The sequence below is a fragment of the Gilvimarinus gilvus genome, from assembly GCF_030518155.1.
Classification (GTDB): Bacteria; Pseudomonadota; Gammaproteobacteria; order Pseudomonadales; family Cellvibrionaceae; genus Gilvimarinus; species Gilvimarinus gilvus.
Genome location: NZ_JAULRU010000428.1, coordinates 18386 through 35453, shown reverse-complemented (window position 1 = coordinate 35453; position 17068 = coordinate 18386). Strand labels below are relative to the sequence as shown.

The 17068-nt window shown below is 52.4% G+C and carries 15 protein-coding genes; 8 read left to right on the top strand and 7 right to left on the bottom strand.

Features of this window, described 5'->3' with window-relative positions; genetic code table 11:
* Window positions 1-859 (bottom strand): hypothetical protein (locus tag QWI17_RS08505; protein WP_302722095.1); only part of this gene is annotated, 859 nt, incomplete at its 3' end.
* Window positions 860-1282: 423 nt separating this feature from the next.
* Window positions 1283-2797, bottom strand: coding sequence for an alpha/beta fold hydrolase (locus QWI17_RS08500; RefSeq protein WP_302722094.1), 1515 nt, complete (start codon window positions 2795-2797; stop codon window positions 1283-1285).
* Here QWI17_RS08500 and QWI17_RS08495 point away from each other — a divergent pair.
* Entirely contained in the window at window positions 2784-3491 is a 708-nt protein-coding gene (locus QWI17_RS08495) for a hypothetical protein (RefSeq protein WP_302722093.1), read from the top strand. The genes QWI17_RS08500 and QWI17_RS08495 overlap by 14 nt on opposite strands.
* A gap of 25 nt (window positions 3492-3516) precedes the next feature.
* Here the strand turns inward: QWI17_RS08495 and QWI17_RS08490 are convergent, their stop codons facing one another.
* The 3 genes from QWI17_RS08490 to djlA all read right to left on the bottom strand — a co-directional run bounded on the left by QWI17_RS08490 (window position 3517) and on the right by djlA (window position 8077).
* The gene (locus tag QWI17_RS08490; RefSeq protein WP_302722092.1) at window positions 3517-5331 is read right to left on the bottom strand and encodes a monovalent cation:proton antiporter-2 (CPA2) family protein; all 1815 of its coding nucleotides are present in this window, start codon (window positions 5329-5331) and stop codon (window positions 3517-3519) included.
* Between the two features lie 140 nt (window positions 5332-5471).
* Window positions 5472-6779 carry a GGDEF domain-containing protein gene (locus QWI17_RS08485; RefSeq protein WP_302722091.1) on the bottom strand — a complete coding sequence of 436 codons (1308 nt, stop codon included), beginning with the start codon at window positions 6777-6779 and terminating at the stop codon, window positions 5472-5474.
* 497 nt (window positions 6780-7276) lie between these two features.
* Entirely contained in the window at window positions 7277-8077 is an 801-nt protein-coding gene (djlA, locus tag QWI17_RS08480) for a co-chaperone DjlA (protein ID WP_368045331.1), read from the bottom strand.
* 429 nt (window positions 8078-8506) lie between these two features.
* Between djlA and QWI17_RS08475 the strand changes: the two genes are divergently transcribed.
* The 6 genes from QWI17_RS08475 to QWI17_RS08450 are packed head-to-tail and all read left to right on the top strand — an operon-like array spanning window position 8507 to window position 14778.
* A complete protein-coding gene (locus tag QWI17_RS08475) occupies window positions 8507-9418 on the top strand; it encodes an EboA domain-containing protein (protein ID WP_302722089.1) in 912 nt (303 codons plus the stop codon).
* Window positions 9415-10311, top strand: coding sequence for a TatD family hydrolase (locus tag QWI17_RS08470; RefSeq protein WP_302722088.1), 897 nt, complete (start codon window positions 9415-9417; stop codon window positions 10309-10311). Before QWI17_RS08475 ends, QWI17_RS08470 begins: the two co-directional genes overlap by 4 nt.
* 18 nt (window positions 10312-10329) lie before the next feature.
* Window positions 10330-11475, top strand: coding sequence for a 3-dehydroquinate synthase (locus QWI17_RS08465; RefSeq protein WP_302722087.1), 1146 nt, complete (start codon window positions 10330-10332; stop codon window positions 11473-11475).
* Window positions 11463-12587 carry a metabolite traffic protein EboE gene (eboE, locus tag QWI17_RS08460; protein ID WP_302722086.1) on the top strand — a complete coding sequence of 375 codons (1125 nt, stop codon included), beginning with the start codon at window positions 11463-11465 and terminating at the stop codon, window positions 12585-12587. Before QWI17_RS08465 ends, eboE begins: the two co-directional genes overlap by 13 nt.
* Window positions 12588-12611: 24 nt before the next feature.
* A complete protein-coding gene (locus tag QWI17_RS08455) occupies window positions 12612-14072 on the top strand; it encodes an alkaline phosphatase family protein (protein WP_302722085.1) in 1461 nt (486 codons plus the stop codon).
* Window positions 14065-14778 (top strand): UbiA family prenyltransferase, encoded by a 714-nt coding sequence (locus QWI17_RS08450; protein ID WP_302722084.1) that lies wholly within the window; start codon window positions 14065-14067, stop codon window positions 14776-14778. The genes QWI17_RS08455 and QWI17_RS08450 overlap by 8 nt, the downstream gene beginning before the upstream one ends.
* 59 nt (window positions 14779-14837) lie before the next feature.
* Here the strand turns inward: QWI17_RS08450 and QWI17_RS08445 are convergent, their stop codons facing one another.
* Both QWI17_RS08445 and QWI17_RS08440 read right to left on the bottom strand, forming a co-directional pair.
* The gene (locus QWI17_RS08445; protein WP_302722083.1) at window positions 14838-15797 is read right to left on the bottom strand and encodes an OmpA family protein; all 960 of its coding nucleotides are present in this window, start codon (window positions 15795-15797) and stop codon (window positions 14838-14840) included.
* A gap of 73 nt (window positions 15798-15870) precedes the next feature.
* Window positions 15871-16227: a DUF4398 domain-containing protein gene (locus tag QWI17_RS08440; protein ID WP_302722082.1), complete on the bottom strand. Its 357-nt coding sequence runs from the start codon at window positions 16225-16227 to the stop codon at window positions 15871-15873.
* Between the two features lie 289 nt (window positions 16228-16516).
* Here QWI17_RS08440 and QWI17_RS08435 point away from each other — a divergent pair, with 289 nt between their 5' ends.
* Window positions 16517-17053, top strand: a complete 537-nt coding sequence (locus tag QWI17_RS08435) for a peroxiredoxin family protein (protein ID WP_302722081.1) — start codon at window positions 16517-16519, stop codon at window positions 17051-17053.
* Window positions 17054-17068 lie beyond the last annotated feature (15 nt).

The window sequence follows — 17068 nt, the reverse complement described above, 5'->3', positions numbered from 1 at the left end:
CATTGACAAAGCTCAGATCAAAACTAAACGCCCCGGCCAGAGTCGGGGTGTACTGCACAGTGAAGGTGGTACTCCCACCGCCGGCACCTATCGTGGTACTTCCCGGTGCACCGATAGCATTGATGGTGACATTGCTCGGGGACGCAGCGGTGGCCGTGGCGATGGTGAGATCATCGGTACCGGAGTTGGTCACGGTGTAGGTCACGGTCTGGGGCGTGCCGGCAGCCACGAAGCCCTGTGCATCAGTGCCGCCATCGGCGACTGCGCCGCCCACGGAGGAGGAAACCGATATCTCAGGCGCGCCGCTTATACTAATTTGCCCAGAATTCCCCGTATCGGTGTATGTAAAACTGATTGGGCTTGCGCCATGGGAACCGGTGACGTTGCAGCCGGTACTGCAGTTAGTAGTGACCGTCGGGCTAACGGAAGCTCCATCAACAGAAAACGACAGATTGGTAGGGTCACTACCACCTTGGAAAATCTCGAAATTCGTGAGGCCCGAGTTGTCAGCGACTTCAATGAGTATATAGTCTTCAGAGCCATCGCTGTTAGCGGTAGGAACCGATGAAACAAAGACACATTCGCCGTCGGTTATGTTCAGGGCGAGCTGTTGACCGACAGATGTCGCGGTCGGGCAGTTGGTATATTGCGCATGGGCGGAAGCAGAGAACGCAGCCCAGAGCAGGAGTACCTGACATAGGGTCAATACTGCGCCCCACAGCCCCATACGCTCACGCCAAGCCATCAGGGTGAACAAGTACAACTTGCCGAATGTATGGAAAGCGTGCGGTGCAGACTTTTTCGAGGGAGAGACACTGTGCACGTGCTGCTCCTGTCCGGTGTACAAAGAATCGCGCATTACATGTCTTCCTCTCGATTTGAGTTTCCGCGTTGTCGGCAAGCCTGTTGGTATTTCGCGAAAACCTTCCGTTTAGTGGGCCAATTATAACCGTATCAAATACTTGAGTTTTCTGAGATTAGTTTGGCTCCATTTACCGCATAATAATCTACCCCCTCGATTTTATACAACACAACAAATATTAAGCGTAATGTCCGAAAGTTTCCTGTAAGTGCCAACCAATGATGGTCAGAGATTTACACGCCCGCTCGCAGAAAAAACAATCCAGCAATGGAAACACCTGAGGAATAAGGTATCACAGCGCTCTTTACGATGTGTAGGCCATCGACAGCCTGGGCCCCGCCACCGTATAAATTCGGTTCTGCACGACGTGCTACATCTTATTTTTGTTTTGTAATACTCTCTTTGATTCACCAAGTAATATTATTGTGCAGGCTCCCCTAAAGTAAACACCCCGTGTAAATCTTGCCGATAACCCGGTGTTTGCAGCTGGCTTACGGAGAAGACAAATTCTGATTGCCGGGATACACGAATCGCCTCGTCTCCCGTTAAGTGCACACCCGCCAAATCCAATTGACTGGCATTCGCTTGCAAGGCCACCTTCCCTTCTAACCAGGCATTTGTCAGGGTTAGCTCGGAGCGGTCGACACTGAGGGCCCACTCATCTGCGGATAACTTCAGGCCTCTTCCGACGGCTGAACTGTCAATAAGCTTTAGAGAGTCGGCATTGACATCTAGCAGCCGTACATTTTGGCAATTAATGATCTCAATAGCTCCGAATTGGCCTCGCAGCTGGACATCATTTTTGCCTTCGCACCGATAGTCGCCCTGATTTTGCCCCAATTCTTCCGTGTTATTAGTCACCTTGGTTTTGTCTGTCAGAAATTGCTTAATATCTGGCAAAACTTTGCTGGGGTGCCATAACGGCATATGCCCTACACCGGGATACAGCACGAGTCTGGCGTTCGGTATCTGCCCTTGCAACAAGTACCCCGTACGCAGCGGTGTAACCGGATCTTCTTCTCCCCACAAAATCAAGGTTGATACATCCAGCGCGGTCAAGTCGCCACTGTAGTCCTCTTCCACCAGCGCCAAGGCCGCATTTATATTAGGCTGCCCCCGCAAAGTCGCCGCCCAAACCACATCGCTCTTATTCAGTAACGCAGCGGGGTCTGGCAGCGCGTCCCAGCGCAGCAGGTCACCGCCAATATCCCGCACGACACCACTGATGCCACTTTGTAAACTCTTGGGCAAGGCATCAAAATAGGAGAGCATGCCCGCCTCCAAAGGCAGAGCGGCCGCATGTCCGGCAAAAGTACTGCGCTCCAATATTCCCGCGGCACTCATTAACACCAATCGTTTGACAGAATTTGGGTAGCGCGTGGCCAGACGCAGGGCGACGGCACCGCCCATTGAGTGTCCCATCAAATGAAAACGGTCAATTCCCGCTTGTTGCAATATAGCCTGTATGGCTGCGGCATAGTTAGACGGTGAATACTTGCCTGCGGGGGTATCAGAGCGGCCAAAGCCCGGCAAATCAAAGGCGACTACCCGGTAGTGCTCGGCCAACGCCGGCATTAATTCTTGCCAATCACGCCAACCGTTTTGTCCCAACCCATGTATCAACACTACCGTTTCAGAGTGGCTGCGACCGGCTTCTACCCAGTACACCCGGCTGTTAAAGACAGGCTCTACTGCATAGCCAGAACGCCAACCCTTGGGCAAGATAACACTGTCGTTATCAAGTGTAGATTCTGCGGCCACTTGCGTTGCCAACAAAACACTTAAAAGCACTAAGCCCACGGGGGCCAATCGGGTGATATGGTTAAACAATGAATACATATTGAACATTTTGCCAAGATTGCAGTCTGTAAGCACAGAGCGGTTCACAATTTTCAACAGCCTGCTAACACATTGATCGAGCATGGACGTATTCAATCACAACTCCCCTGCGGTCCCCGTTAACACCGTACTCAACCTAGAGTCCGAGCCTGTTGACCTAGACAACAGGCAGACAAAAGCAACGAACCTTCATATTCTTGCGTTGACTGTTGTCGTATCCGCCGTACTGCACTCTCTTTTATTGTTGCTCAGTGTCTCGCCGGCAAAACGCCCAATCGCAACCGCGCAGCCATCGCAGGTACTAAACTTTACCTTGCGTAAACCGGCGGTACCGGACACAAATCCCGAAGCGGCTCAGGTTACCCACAACAACATTAAAAGCGCTCGGCCAAAACACATCGAAACAACCGATAAGCAACAGAGCAACACCTCCAAACCTACCCCGACGCAAGCTCCAACATCACAAAGCAAAGCTGATTATCGTGCCTATACTTTGCCAGATGTAAGCCGTACGGCAACCCTGCCGGACAATAGCCAAGTCTTTCACCCTGGGCTGCGCAACCAACTTCGCCAGGCGGGAGAACAATCGAGGGTGAGCAATATTTACGATCAGGCTGAAGGGTATCGCGACGTCAGCGGGGCTGCCCGTGTAGAAATAGACGGCAAGTGTTTTCGCGAAAACCTCACCGCCTCCGACAAAGCCAAAAATTGGTATATGACCTCGTGCCTAACTGACAATAGCGAAGGCGCGAAAATTATCAATGGCTTAAACAATCGGTTAAAACGCTAACGATCACTCAATAACCGCGCTCAGGCTAACGGGTATCGTCACCCGCCTGTTCAGTCCCTTTATCTTCTTGCAACACGCGTCGAAGGTCATCGAGGTTTTTCCGTATGGCCTTGCCATAGGTTTTATCATCGCCCCACACCTTAGCCAGTTTCCTGAGAGATTTGTCATCGTGGCGCTCGAACAGCTCACCCGCACGCTCTGCCGCATCGCTGGCTTGACCTAATTGCTTCAGTGCATCTACACCCAGCGCCAACGCTGAGTGGAATGTCTCCCGGCGAAAGCCGTCCACTCCCGCATCCAGCAACTGATAGGCGTGACGGCGATCTACAGCCCGAACCAATATCTTTAAGTTGGGAAAATGTTTGCGTGCCGTTTCAATTATGCGCATGGCTCGCTCTGGTTCATCCACTGCCACCACCAGTAGCCGCGCCTCGGCCCCACCGGCGGCACGCAGTAAATCACTGCGCGAAGCATCGCCGTAATATATTTTATTGCCGAATCGGCGCACCAACTCCACCTGCCCTGGGCTGTGATCGAGAATGGTTAAGCGATACCCTTGCGCTGATAGCAATCGCCCCACAATCTGCCCGAAGCGGCCATAACCGGCAATGATGACATGATCCGTTGACGCAATATCTGCATCCGCTTCAGGCGTGCTTGTCGAGCGACCGGTGCGAGAAAACAGTGTCTCGTATAAAGCGAGCAACAAAGGCGTTACCAACATAGATAGTGCAACAGTTAAAATCACCACACTACCCACATCGGTATCGAACACCTTCGCGCTCTGCGCCGCGGCGACAATAACAAAAGCGAATTCACCGCCCTGCGCCAATGCCAAGCTAAACAAGAGCCCCCGCCAGCGCCCCATTTTAAAGACTGCAGCCAACAACAACAGTACAGCCAATTTAACCGCCACCAACATTGCCACACATAGAGTGACCAGCAGCGGTTTATCCAGCAGCAAGTAAAAGTCGATACCAGCACCGACGGTAATAAAAAATAAACCAAGCAGCAGACCTTTGAACGGCTCAATATCCACTTCAATTTCATGGCGGTATTCGCAATCGGCTAAAACCACGCCGGCGATAAAAGCGCCCAGCGCTGGCGACAGTCCGATAAACTGCATCAGAACCGTGATCGCCACCACAATAAACAACGCAAACGCGGTAAAGATTTCGCGTGAATTAGACTTGGCAATTAATCGAAAAATTGGCGCCGCCAAAAACCGTCCCGCCAAAATAACCAATGCAATCGTCATGACGCTAACGCCGACCTGAATCACTACAGGAAGGTGGTCTATGGCGCTGGCATGCTGCTCGGAAACGGTATTTGTTGCCGAGGAAAGCAGTGGCAGCAACGCCAGTATGGGAATAATGGCCACATCCTGAAACAACAATACTGAAAATGCATTGGAGCCCGCGGGTGTATTGAGTAAACCTCGCTCCTCTAGTGACTGTATGACAATGGCCGTCGATGACAAAGCCAGCGCCAATCCAATCGCCAAAGCTGACTGCCAGGACAGATCAAACAGCGCGACGACCAACCCCGTAATCAGGCTGGCAGTCAACATAACCTGCAAACCACCCAAACCCAGAATAGGTTTACGTAAATCCCATAATCTGGCGGGCTGTAATTCAAGCCCGATTAAAAAGAGCATCATCACCACGCCAAACTCGGCAACGTGCATGACATCGGTTTGGTCACCCACCAGCGAAAACACATAGGGGCCAATCAACACACCGGCCAACAGATAGCCGAGCACCGCACCCAAGCCCAATCGTTTGGCAATAGGCACAGCGACAATGGCGGCAAAAAGATAAATTAGGATATTAACGAGCATAGTGGCATCTACTTAACGTGGCCGGGCATCCGCTGCCGGTAATGCGATGGCAAATATATTACAGTATTCTAACGCTCGACGCCTAATAAGAACCGACCGGTTCGGTGCGGCACAGTAGCACCGTAAGCGCAACCATTGCGTCATGCATGATCCGGCGACTCATACTCGTCAGGCCCCACACACCACCGATTACGCCCCGTGGATTTGGCTTGATAAAGCCCGATATCGGCCCGTTTAAATACTCGACTGAAGCTCTCCCCGGCCTCGATTTCCGCGATACCAATACTCGCGGTGACGACCAAACCTAACTCTTCATCAACCACGGTGAGTGCCACCAGTGTGCAAATTTTTGCAGCCAGTGACTTGGCCTGCTCCAACTGCAACCCCGGACACAAAAGCACAAACTCCTCACCGCCCCAGCGGGCAAGAACATCTCCGTCACGCGTGTTAATACGCAGTAAATGGGCGAGCACCTGTAAAACTCTGTCGCCGCAATCGTGACCGTGATTATCGTTAACGGCTTTGAAGTGATCGAGATCAATCAACAACAACGCACCTTCATTGACCTCTCCGGGAGCAAACAGGCGACTGCAAACATCCTCTAACCCTTTGCGGTTTAACACCGACGTTAGCGTGTCGGTAATCGATTCCTTTGCAAGCCTCTCCTGTGCTCGTGTTAATTCGCGATAATTCCGTACCAGTTTACTGAGGCGGGCTTCACGGTCCGTAGCCAAACGTTTAAGGCTTAAGTACCGGGTGCCCGCTTCCCAGGGAAGAAGCAGCGCCCACCCGACCAACACTATGTACAAAAGTGAAGTGTGCTTGATCCAAGGCTTCTCTAACTCGATAGAATCAATTCGAACCAGATGCTCACCCACCGTGGAAATATCGACTCCGAACGCGGTGGCATTAGTAAACGTCGGCTGCGCGTACTGGCGAGGCACTTCGTATTGATCACGCCACCAATCCGCCACCGAAAATTCGCTGAGTTGCACCTTACCACCGCCCAAAAACTCATCGGGGCGAACTCGAACACGCAAATATTTATGCATTACAAGCGGTGCATCAGGCTCTAGTAAGCCTGCGGTTCGGTCGCGAATAAACAAGCGTAATTTTGGAGAATTGCCCTGATAGTCGAGCTTAACTTTAATAGCATCATAACCCGACAAATCCACAACATCGCCATTGTCTCCAGCAAGGTTAAGAGAGACACCGCAAACCGCGTAGCTGTACCCCTGTGAAATCGTACAACGAAATACCCCCTGTGACTGGTCAATCCACTCAAAATTAACCATTTCAGGGTGAGATGAGTCGGTAAAAGGCCATAGAGCGCGATCGGGCGCCGGGTACACCTGTTGACGCTGAGCCGGTATAAAGGGCTCAACGATTAGAGCCAGCAACGTAATGAGGGCCGCCAAAATGCGTACTTTCGTAAAATCGATTCCCACCGAACCTCGCCTTACATTGGGAGCCCTAGAGTGCAACATCGAGCCGGCTGCTCTGACTCGCTACGCTACTTTCCCTGTATTCCGGCTAGACGACCTCCAAAGCGCACAATGTGAATAACAACAATTGCTCTAAGCATAGCAGGCAACTCCCAAGTTGGCACATTTTTCACCAAAACCGCATCAATGACCTCCTGCTGAAGGCCTAACCACATTCAGCTGGAAACTTACTGATCAAGTATCCAGTGGCCCCTGGCTTGCAAAGTTTTTTTGAGCTCAAGGCGGCGAACTGAAAGCGTGCCGGCCGCACGGTAAAGTGAGCCAACACACAGAGATCGGAAAACTCTGTCCCCCCGAAGGGCGCGGCCAAAACACTCCCTAGGTCGCGTTGTTTTTCTTGCCAAGGGCCACGGCCATTACCTGCGAAAAACGCTTTAGTTATTGGGCGTTTTGCACTCGCGCAGAGACGACTGGAGACTTAATCAGAGATTCCCTAGCACCTAAGCGCGTGATTTCTTAACCAGATCATAGGCCACCTGAATCTCCTTGGAGCGCTCGGTCGCGGCATTAACGGCATCTTCAGGTAACCCTTGGCCGGCGAGCTTATCGGGGTGGTACTGACTCATCAATTTGCGATACGCGCGCTTAACTTCCGCATCACTGGCGCTGGCTGACACGCCGAGCGCATCGTAGGCTCGAGCTAGTTCATCGGCACTGGACTGCTGTGTCGCACCGCCGGATTGGCGGTAACCGCCACTGCTGGAGAAGCTATTTTGCGCTTTAATCATGCGCATCAGCTGCTCGAAGGCAAAGCCATTCACCCCAAGACCTGCGGCAACCTCTCGCAGTACGCGCTCCTCCGCCGCGTCAAACTGGCCATCAGCCAGCGCCAGATTCACTAAATAAGTCAGGAGCATTTGCACCAGATTCTTATTGCGACCACAGCGAGCGCGAAAATCACGCAATACCTTAGTGGGCTCAAACCCCTTGGCTGAGCCTTGCTTAAACAGCGCAATGGCCTCTGCCCGCTGCTCCTGCGACAAACGCATTTGCCCCATCAGCTGCTCAGTGCCCGCCACTTCCGCCTCGCTAACACGACCATCGGCCTTGGCCAAATAACCTAATAGGGTAAAGGTCGTCTCAAAGAAGCTCTTGGTGAGCGCATCGCGCTCCTCAGGCGTCACCCGCGCTGTGTTGGCGGCGTATCCCTTATCGAACATATGGCCGAGAAACACGCCCAGCACCGCACCAACAATGTTAAACAGTACAAAACCAATTGCACCGCCTATAAGCTTTCCCATCATTTATCCTGTCTTCAGTATTCCGCAAAGGGCTAAGCTTATCATACAGAGCCCAGTGCCCTGCAGGCGGTATCAGTCCGATGATCCACACAAAACTTTACGGATTCTGGCCTTTTGTTGCATCTTTGCAACTCGATAACAAACACCCCTTTCCGTATAATCTCGCCATTGCGATAGATCTAGGGCCTGTTCACTCTGCTTGAATACGCCTGCTGGAAGCCAGCCTTGGTTCCCACTCTGCACCGTGAAGACCTTTGGGCTATTCCCAATGAGCGACCGGCAGCAAGGCAGGAACAAACCTGGCTCCAGCCCTTCGGGTTGCGGCTACCAAACCGCCACGGTGCGGCGCCTTCGGCCCCAGCGCCTTAACGGGCGAATTTTTGGTCGCAATTGGCTGTATTTTATGAGTATAAACAGGCCCTAAATAGTATGAGCCAATCCATAACCAACACTCTAGAAACCTTGCTAGCCCCGCGCCTTGCGGACACGGCCTTAGCATTTTGGCAGAAAAGCCGCGATGAACTGACCGCAGGCGTCAGTACTCACCGTTTTGCGGCACTCATTGCGCTGGCCAGTCGCCACGCCAAGCGCACGCCCCTGGAGCTCAGCCCAGAGGAAATTGACGCGATTGCTGAACTCGGCGTAAGCATCGACATGCGCGGTTGGAACTTGCTGGAGCTGTTGCGAGTCGGATTAATTACCGCCCGCTGCGATCTAAACGAAGTAAGCTTTGCGGAGGATTTTGAGGCCCAATTCGTCTATGCCGACGAGGGGGAAACCTGCGCGTTGTATCGGGCTCTGGCATTACTGCCAGCGGGCGAGCGTTTTGTCTGGCGCGCCGGCGAGGGTTGTCGCACCAACATGAACAATGTATTCGCCACTATCGCTCTGGATACCCCATACCCGGTACAGCACTTTGACGATACCGCCTGGAACCAGCTGGTTATGAAGAGCCTATTTTTGGAACTGCCCCTGTGGCGAGTGCTAGGCTTAGATAACAGGCGCAGCCAAGACCTAACCCGCATGGTGCTGGATTTTGCCGAGGAGCGCGAAAGTGCCGGACGCGCCATCAACAACGGCCTGTGGCTCTGCCTGGGACCTCACGATAACGAACGCACCAGCGCCTTGGCCCTCAGAGCCTGGGCCGCTGCCAACAGTGGTCAACACGCCGCTATTGTACTGGGGTTGGCCCGCTGTAATCTGGTCGCAGTAGCCGAACAACTCGGTGCAGACTCAATAGACACTAGCGTCACTAGCGCGCTGCAAGCGGCCCAAAACGGCCAGACCGACAACATTCACTTTGCCCAACTAACGGCAGACAACAGTGAGACACAGGCATGAGATTTTTTGATCCACATATTCATATGGTGAGCCGCACCACCGACGATTACCAGAACATGGCCGCTGCCGGTATTCGCGCGGTCATTGAGCCCGCCTTTTGGATGGGGCAACCGCGCACTAACGTCGGCAGTTTTGTCGATTACTTTGCCACCTTAGTGGGTTGGGAGCGCTTTCGCGCATCCCAGTTCGGCATAGCGCACTACTGCACCATAGGCGTGAACTCCAAAGAGGCCAATAACGAAGGGCTGGCACGCGAAGCGCTGGAACTTTTACCCCACTTTGCGCTGAAAGAAGGCGTAGTGGCCATCGGTGAAATTGGCTACGACGAAATTACCCCCGCTGAGGAGTGGGTATACCAGCACCAGCTGCAATTTGCCGTCGACCACGACATGGTGGTAATGGTGCACTCACCACACCGCGACAAGAAAAACGGCATTATCCGCTCCATTGATGTGGCTCGTGAAATTGGCGTGCCAATGGAAAAACTGGTTATCGATCACAACAACGAAGAAACCGTGCAGGCTGTCCTCGATGCCGGAGCCTGGGCCGCTTTCACCATTTATCCCAATACCAAAATGGGCTCTGAACGCATGGTCGAAATTGTTCGCCAATACGGGCCCGACCGGCTGATTGTCGACAGCTCGGCCGATTGGGGTGTGAGCGATCCTTTGTCTGTACCGAAAACAGCGCACCTAATGCAAGAGCGCGGTATCGAACAAAGCGCGATTGAGCTGACCTGCTGGCAAAATGCCATTGACGCTTACGCGCAATCAGGGCAAATCGACGTCGATGAACTTATGCGCGACCCCGTCATCGACCAGAGCCAAAGCTTTAGTGACAACTCAGTGCTGCGTGGCCAACAACCGCGTATTGATGAGCCTGTGCAAAACTAAAGCGAAGCGGAGAGCCTTGTGTATCAAATAGATCAATCCTTTGTGATGAATTACTCGTTCCCGGTCTGCTTCGACCGGGACACGTTAGCGCCTGAAAGTACGGTACTCACCGATATAGTGTCACGCGCAGGAGTCGGCCCCCATCGGGTACTGCCCGTCATTGATAAAAATGTGCTGGAAGCTCACCCCGATTTGGTCGAGCGCCTGCAGTTCTATGCCGATGTTCACAATGAAGTGATTGAATTGATCGAGCCACCGCTAATTGTGCGCGGCGGGGAAATCAGTAAGTCTGACCCAGTCGAGGTGGACGAGTTTTACCAGCGTACCCAAACCCAAAACATTGACCGCCACAGTTTTGCCCTGGTAATTGGCGGCGGCGCCGTGGTCGATGCCATTGGTTATGCGGCGGCGACAGCCCACCGCGGCATTCGCTTGATTCGCATGCCCACTACAGTGCTGGCACAGAACGATGCCGGCATTGGGGTAAAAAATGCCATTAACTATCGTGGCCGCAAAAATTATCTTGGCACTTTTGCCGCCCCCTTCGCGGTGATTAACGATTTCGATTTTCTAAACACCCTACCTCCGCGCGACCGCGTTAGCGGCATAGCAGAAGCCATTAAAGTGGCGCTGATTCGCGATGGCGAATTTTTTACGTGGCTGCATAAAAACCGTTCGGCCTTGGCGGATTTTAGTCAGCAAGAAACCGAGTACATGATTACCCGCTGCGCCGAGTTGCACCTCAATCATATCCGTAGCAGTGGCGATCCCTTCGAGCAGGGCAGCGCGCGGCCTTTGGACTTTGGCCACTGGTGCGCGCACCGCTTAGAAGAGATTTCAGCCAGCGAGCTGCGCCACGGCGAAGCCGTTGCCATTGGTATTGCGCTCGACTCAATTTATTCGTTCTTAAAGGGCATGATCGAACTGCCCACGTTGAACCGTATTCGCGAAACCCTGGAAGGTGTTGGCTTTAATTTGACCCACCGGGCACTGGAGTCACTCGATATTCACAAAGCGCTGGAAGACTTCCGCGAGCATTTGGGCGGCAAGCTATGCATCACACTGCTGACGCAGGCCGGCGCCGCCATTGAGGTGAATGAAATCGACCACAAAGCCATGGAAACTTGCCGCCAGCATTTGCTGGAGGGCGTATGGCCGCATTAAACCGCGCGCTGACATACTGCAGCAATATCCACCCGGGGGAATCCTGGGCGGACATAATGCATAATCTCAACAGCCACGCGCTGGACGTTAAACAGCAGCTAGGCGGCGATGCAGCTTTTCCCCTCGGCTTGCGAATTGCCCATCAGGCCGCACAAGAAGTGGACGATGCTGCGATTGCACAATTTCAGCAGTGGTGCAAACAACACAACGCCTACCTGCTGACAATAAACGGTTTTCCCTACGGCACCTTTCACGAAACCCGGGTAAAAGAAAACGTCTACCTACCCGATTGGCGCGAACGCGAACGGGTGGAGTACAGCAAGCGCCTGGGTGATTTAGCCGTTGCCTTGCAGCCAGACGCCAAGCGTATTTCCATATCCACCGTGCCCATTGCGTTTAAACCTGCGTTTAAAGACAGTGACTGGGCCACTGCCTGTTCTCATGTGCTCGAAGTCGCGGAGCACTTCCAGCAATTGACCAAGCAGCACGGCATTGAGCTGGTACTGGCCATTGAACCCGAGCCGGAGTGCGTTCTTGAAACCACCGAAGAGGCCATCGAATTTTTTCAGCGGCTCAATTTACCCAGCCATTTGAAAACGCACGTTGGCTTGTGTTTTGATTGCTGCCATCAGGCCGTCGAGTTTGAAACTGCCACCGAATGCCTCGCGCGTATTAAAGCGGCCGGGATAACCATCGGCAAGGTTCAGGTGTCCAGCGCGCTGAAAGCCAGCGGTCTGGAAATAGAAAAGCTACTAGCGTTTGATGAGCCAGTTTATTTACATCAGGCCGTGGCTCGCTGCAGCGCGAATGGCGCACTGCAGCGCTTTGCCGACTTACCCGAGTTTGCTCGCGCACTGGCGAACGGCCAACAGTTCGATGAATGCCGCGTGCACTTTCACATTCCCATTTTCTGCGAACACTTAGGCGAGGTCGGTAGCACTCAGGATTTTCTAATAGAACTGCTGCCACTGCTTGATACCGACACCCCGCTGGAAGTGGAAACCTACAGCTTTAAGGCCATTCCCGAGCATTTACGTCACGGCAGCATCAGCGAAAACATCGCCCGTGAACTCACCTGGGTTGGCAACCTGCTCGCAGACAAAGCATCCTAAATTTTTTATCCGTAAGGCCGTCATATGCAAAGAACCGTTGTATTAAACGTGGTTGGATTGACTCGCAATTTATTAGGCGAACACACACCCAACATTAATACGCTGGCCAGACAACAGTGTACCGATATTAAACCGGTCACCCCGGCCGTCACTTGCAGCGCCCAAGCCACTTATTTGACCGGTAAACGCCCGAGCGAACACGGCATTGTCGCCAACGGCTGGTATTTCCGCGACCAAAACGAAGTCTGGCTGTGGCGCCAGAGTAATAAGCTGATTCAGGCACCAAAAATCTGGGACATGGGGCGGGCCCGCAATGCCGATTTCACCTGCTCCAATACCTTTTGGTGGTACGCCATGGCGACCGGTGCCGACTACACCTTAACCCCACGCCCACTGTACTGCGCTGACGGCAAAAAATTACCCGACTGCTACACTTTTCCTCTCGAATTGCGTGACACCCTAACCGAAAAATTAGGTACCTTTCCGCTGTTTCATTTTTGGGGGCCAGCCACCAGCGTTAAATCCAGCCGCTGGATTGCCGATGCGGCCATGCATGTAGAGCGCGAACATCAGCCAACATTGCAACTGGTGTATCTACCGCATCTCGATTACTGCCTGCAGAAATTTGGGCCCGACGGTGACATTGGCAAAGACTTAAAAGAAATTGATGATCTGGTGGGCGACTTGCTCACGTTCTTTAAAGCTCAAGGTTGTAATGTCATATTGCTGTCCGAATACGGCATTCAACCGGTCAACCGCCCTGTGCACCCAAACAGAATTTTGCGCGATGCCGGCAAGCTATCGCTGAAAGTGGATTTGGGCCGCGAGTATCTGGATTTTGATACCTGCCGGGCGTTTGCCATGAGCGATCATCAAATATCCCACATTTACGTACAAAAGCCCGAAGACACCGCCGAAATTAAAGCGCTGTTCGAACAAACACCTGGTGTTGCCAAAGTACTTGAAGGTGCCGAACGCGCCGAGTACGGGCTGGACCATGAACGCGCCGGCGAGCTGATTTTGCTTGCCGAAGCCGACAGCTGGTTTACCTACTATTACTGGAACGATGAAAATCGGGCGCCTGATTTTGCCCACCAGGTAGAGATTCACAAAAAACCCGGCTTTGACCCCTGCGAAATGTTTTTCGACCCCCGCTTGAAATTCCCCAAGTTAAAAGCCGCGCGGAAGGTGCTGCAGAAAAAACTGGGGTTTCGCTATGTGTTGGATGTTATTTCCACCGATGCGAGCCAAATAAAAGGCTCACATGGTGTCAGTGACGGCTCTGAGTACTCCACGCCTATACTGATGAGCAGTCGCCCTGACTTATTACCCCGAGGTAAGCTGGATGCGACCGAAGTCTGTGAACTGATTCTGCAGCATATATTTAATGAGGTCTCGCCCAATGTGGCAGACGTTGAAGCAACTGCAATTGCGGATAAAGAACCAGAAGAAACAATAGACATGAGCCGCAAGAAAGATGATTAAAACCGCACTGACCTTGGGGCGCGTTAGCAACCTACCTACCGTCTGGATGAACCTGGTAAGCGCGAGTGTGCTGACCTCGGCAGCGATGGCAGTCCCTTTTTCCATCACCACCTTGCTTATACTGATAGCGGCGCTGTCGTGCTTTTACGCCGGCGGCATGTGTTTGAATGACTACTGTGATCGCCACTGGGATGCCGAGCGCCAACCTTATCGCCCGATACCCGCCGGTAAAATAAAAGCCGCGACAGTTTTATCGCTCACGCTGGGGTTGTTTGCGCTAGGGCTCAGTTTACTACTGCTGGCACCCAGCGCACGGGGCATATGGGCCGCGTGCGGTTTACTTGCGTTAATTGTCGCCTACGACACATTGCATAAAAAACACAGTAGCAGCGTCTTTTTAATGGCGACCACCCGCCTCGGTGTCTACCTGGTCGGCGCCTTTGCCATCGCTGGCACGTTGCCTGTCGCCGTGCTGGTCATTGGCCTTATTCAGTGTATTTACACCTTGTTGGTGACCGTTGTCGCCCGCGCGGAAAATTATAAAGAAGGCGGTTACGGCTTTCCGATTATTCCCTGGATGATAGCCTGCATGGGCTTGATCGATGGGGTATATCTTGTCGTTGCGGTTGCGCCCGTTTGGCTACTTGCGGGCGTAGCCACCGTCATTTTAACGCGCTTTGGTCAGCGCTATGTGCGCGGCGATTAGTCCTTAGAACAGTAAGACCACTGACCAGGTCGACGTCAGTGGCCTTCCCGTTAGGCGGGCTATTCTCGTGACTTTACGGCTTCGCCCTGATTACCTATCACAATCTCGACGCGCCTATTTTGCAGTCGACCTGCGGAGTTATCGTTACTGGCAACCGGATGCGCCTCACCGTAGCCCATAGTGGCAATGCGATCCGCTTTCACGCCATTATTAATCAAATGTTCTTCAACCGATTCGGCCCTGCGCTCCGACAGGTTTAAGTTATAACTGTCATCACCTGTGCTATCGGTGAAACCTTCAATCATCACCTCGCGGTCTGGGTACTCCTTAAGAAAAGTCGCAACGCGCTCCAGCGTTCGTTCCGATCCAGGCTTGATCTGTGCCTCATCCAACTCAAACAGGATATTACCCAGGGTTAATACCAAACCACGTTCAGTTCGCTCAGTGGAAATATTTTCAAGATCGGCTTCCAGCGCCTCGGCTTTTGCGCTCATTTGCTCGGCCAACGCCTGCGCTGCCAACGCAGATTTCTCTGCCTGTAGCGCACGATTCTGCGCTGTTTCTGCTTCTTGCAACGCAGATTGAGCACGTTTTTCCGCCATTAGTGCCTGGCGTTCTTTTTCCGCCGCAAGAGCTTCCGCCCGCTCTGCGCGTTGCGTGCGTGCGGATAACAGTAACTCGTTACGACGCTCATCGGCCTGCTCCACCACCTCATCCGCCTTATTCATGCGTGATGTCTGGGTGGCAATACTGAGCTGTCTCTCAACCAAATAAACTTGCTGCCTGATTGCCTGCTCACTGGCATTGGATGCCATCAACCTTTCAAGTTTATCTAGCCCCTCTTCCGCCTCTTTGAGCTGTACCGGCGCATACTCGCGAGCATTATCGACAGTAGCCACGTTGGTGTATTTATCCTGCAAGGTACTCAGGCGGTTATCTTCGACGGGAGCGGTTGCACACCCTGCCATCAAAACCGCCGTTACTGTCGACATACCCATTAACTTTTTACTAAACATCATGTTTCTCCCATTGTGTTGAGAAAATCCAAACCACCGTCTGTTCTGCGTATTGCGGAAAATAGCCAGAATGTGATTATTTCACTTCGCGCTCTAGCGCCCGCAGGTTATCCTGAACTTGCTTAGAAGCCCTTGAAGATTTTTCAGCATTGCTGGTTGCAATGGCTAGGTTGGCATCGCTGATGGATCTCTCCAAATAATCCCGTGCCTTCTCGTACTCTTCTTGCGCAATTAAATCATTAGCCATTTCATAATTTTTCTGTGCATCACGGAAGATAACGGGCGCGTGACGATCGGCATCAACCGATCTCGCCTGCTCTATGCGAGACTGTGCTTGCGCAAGCATACTATCGGGCTTGGCGACACCCGATGCGCAGCCGGTTACGACTATAACGAAAGCCAACGATGACAGAAGTGCCAATACCTGTTTCATAACCTTCTCCTTTTGTAAGAGTTACACCAAGCGTTAAAAACCTTGTAATGAATACTTTGATTACACGTGTTTTACCTGCCTTGTAACGACGAGTTGCAACCGGGGTGCCAGTTAAGACACTTGCCATTGTTAGCAGTAAAAAATGTGAACTAGAGCATCTAAATAGCTCAAGCTTACTGACAACACCTTTGCGGCCGTCACTCGTGATCTTTAAACAACGACATATTGATTTGGACGACCGACCAAGATATATTTGGGCAATTGACCAAACTGAATAAGAGACAAGCCTATGCCCACCCTTGAGACTGGCGATACCGCTCCAACATTTGTAACGCAAGATATATTTGACAACACACTGTCACTGGACGCACTGAAAGGCCAAAAGGTCATGCTGAGTTTCTACCGCTACGCCAGCTGCCCGCTGTGTAATTTGAGGATTCACGAGTTAATTGATCGCTGGCCGCAGTTCGAGGGTAAGTTGTGTCTTATTGGAGTCTTTCAAAGCCCAAAGCAGTCAATGCTACGGTACGTTGGCAAACAAGACGCGCCCTTTGCCTTAGTCGCCGATCCAGCAAAGCAGCTATACCGCAACTACGGACTGGAACCTCGGGTCGGCGCATTACTGAAAATGTTATTGAAACCACAACAGGTTCTTCGCGCATTTCGCCAAGGCTTCTGGCCGGGTAAAATAGACGCGTCACTGCATACGGTTCCTGCGGACTTTTTGATCGATGAAAATGGGCGTATACACACCGCTTACTACGGCAAAGATATTGGCGATCATTTGCCGCTGGAGACCGTATTGAATTTTATTCGTGAACCTTAAGCCTGGATGCCTGCC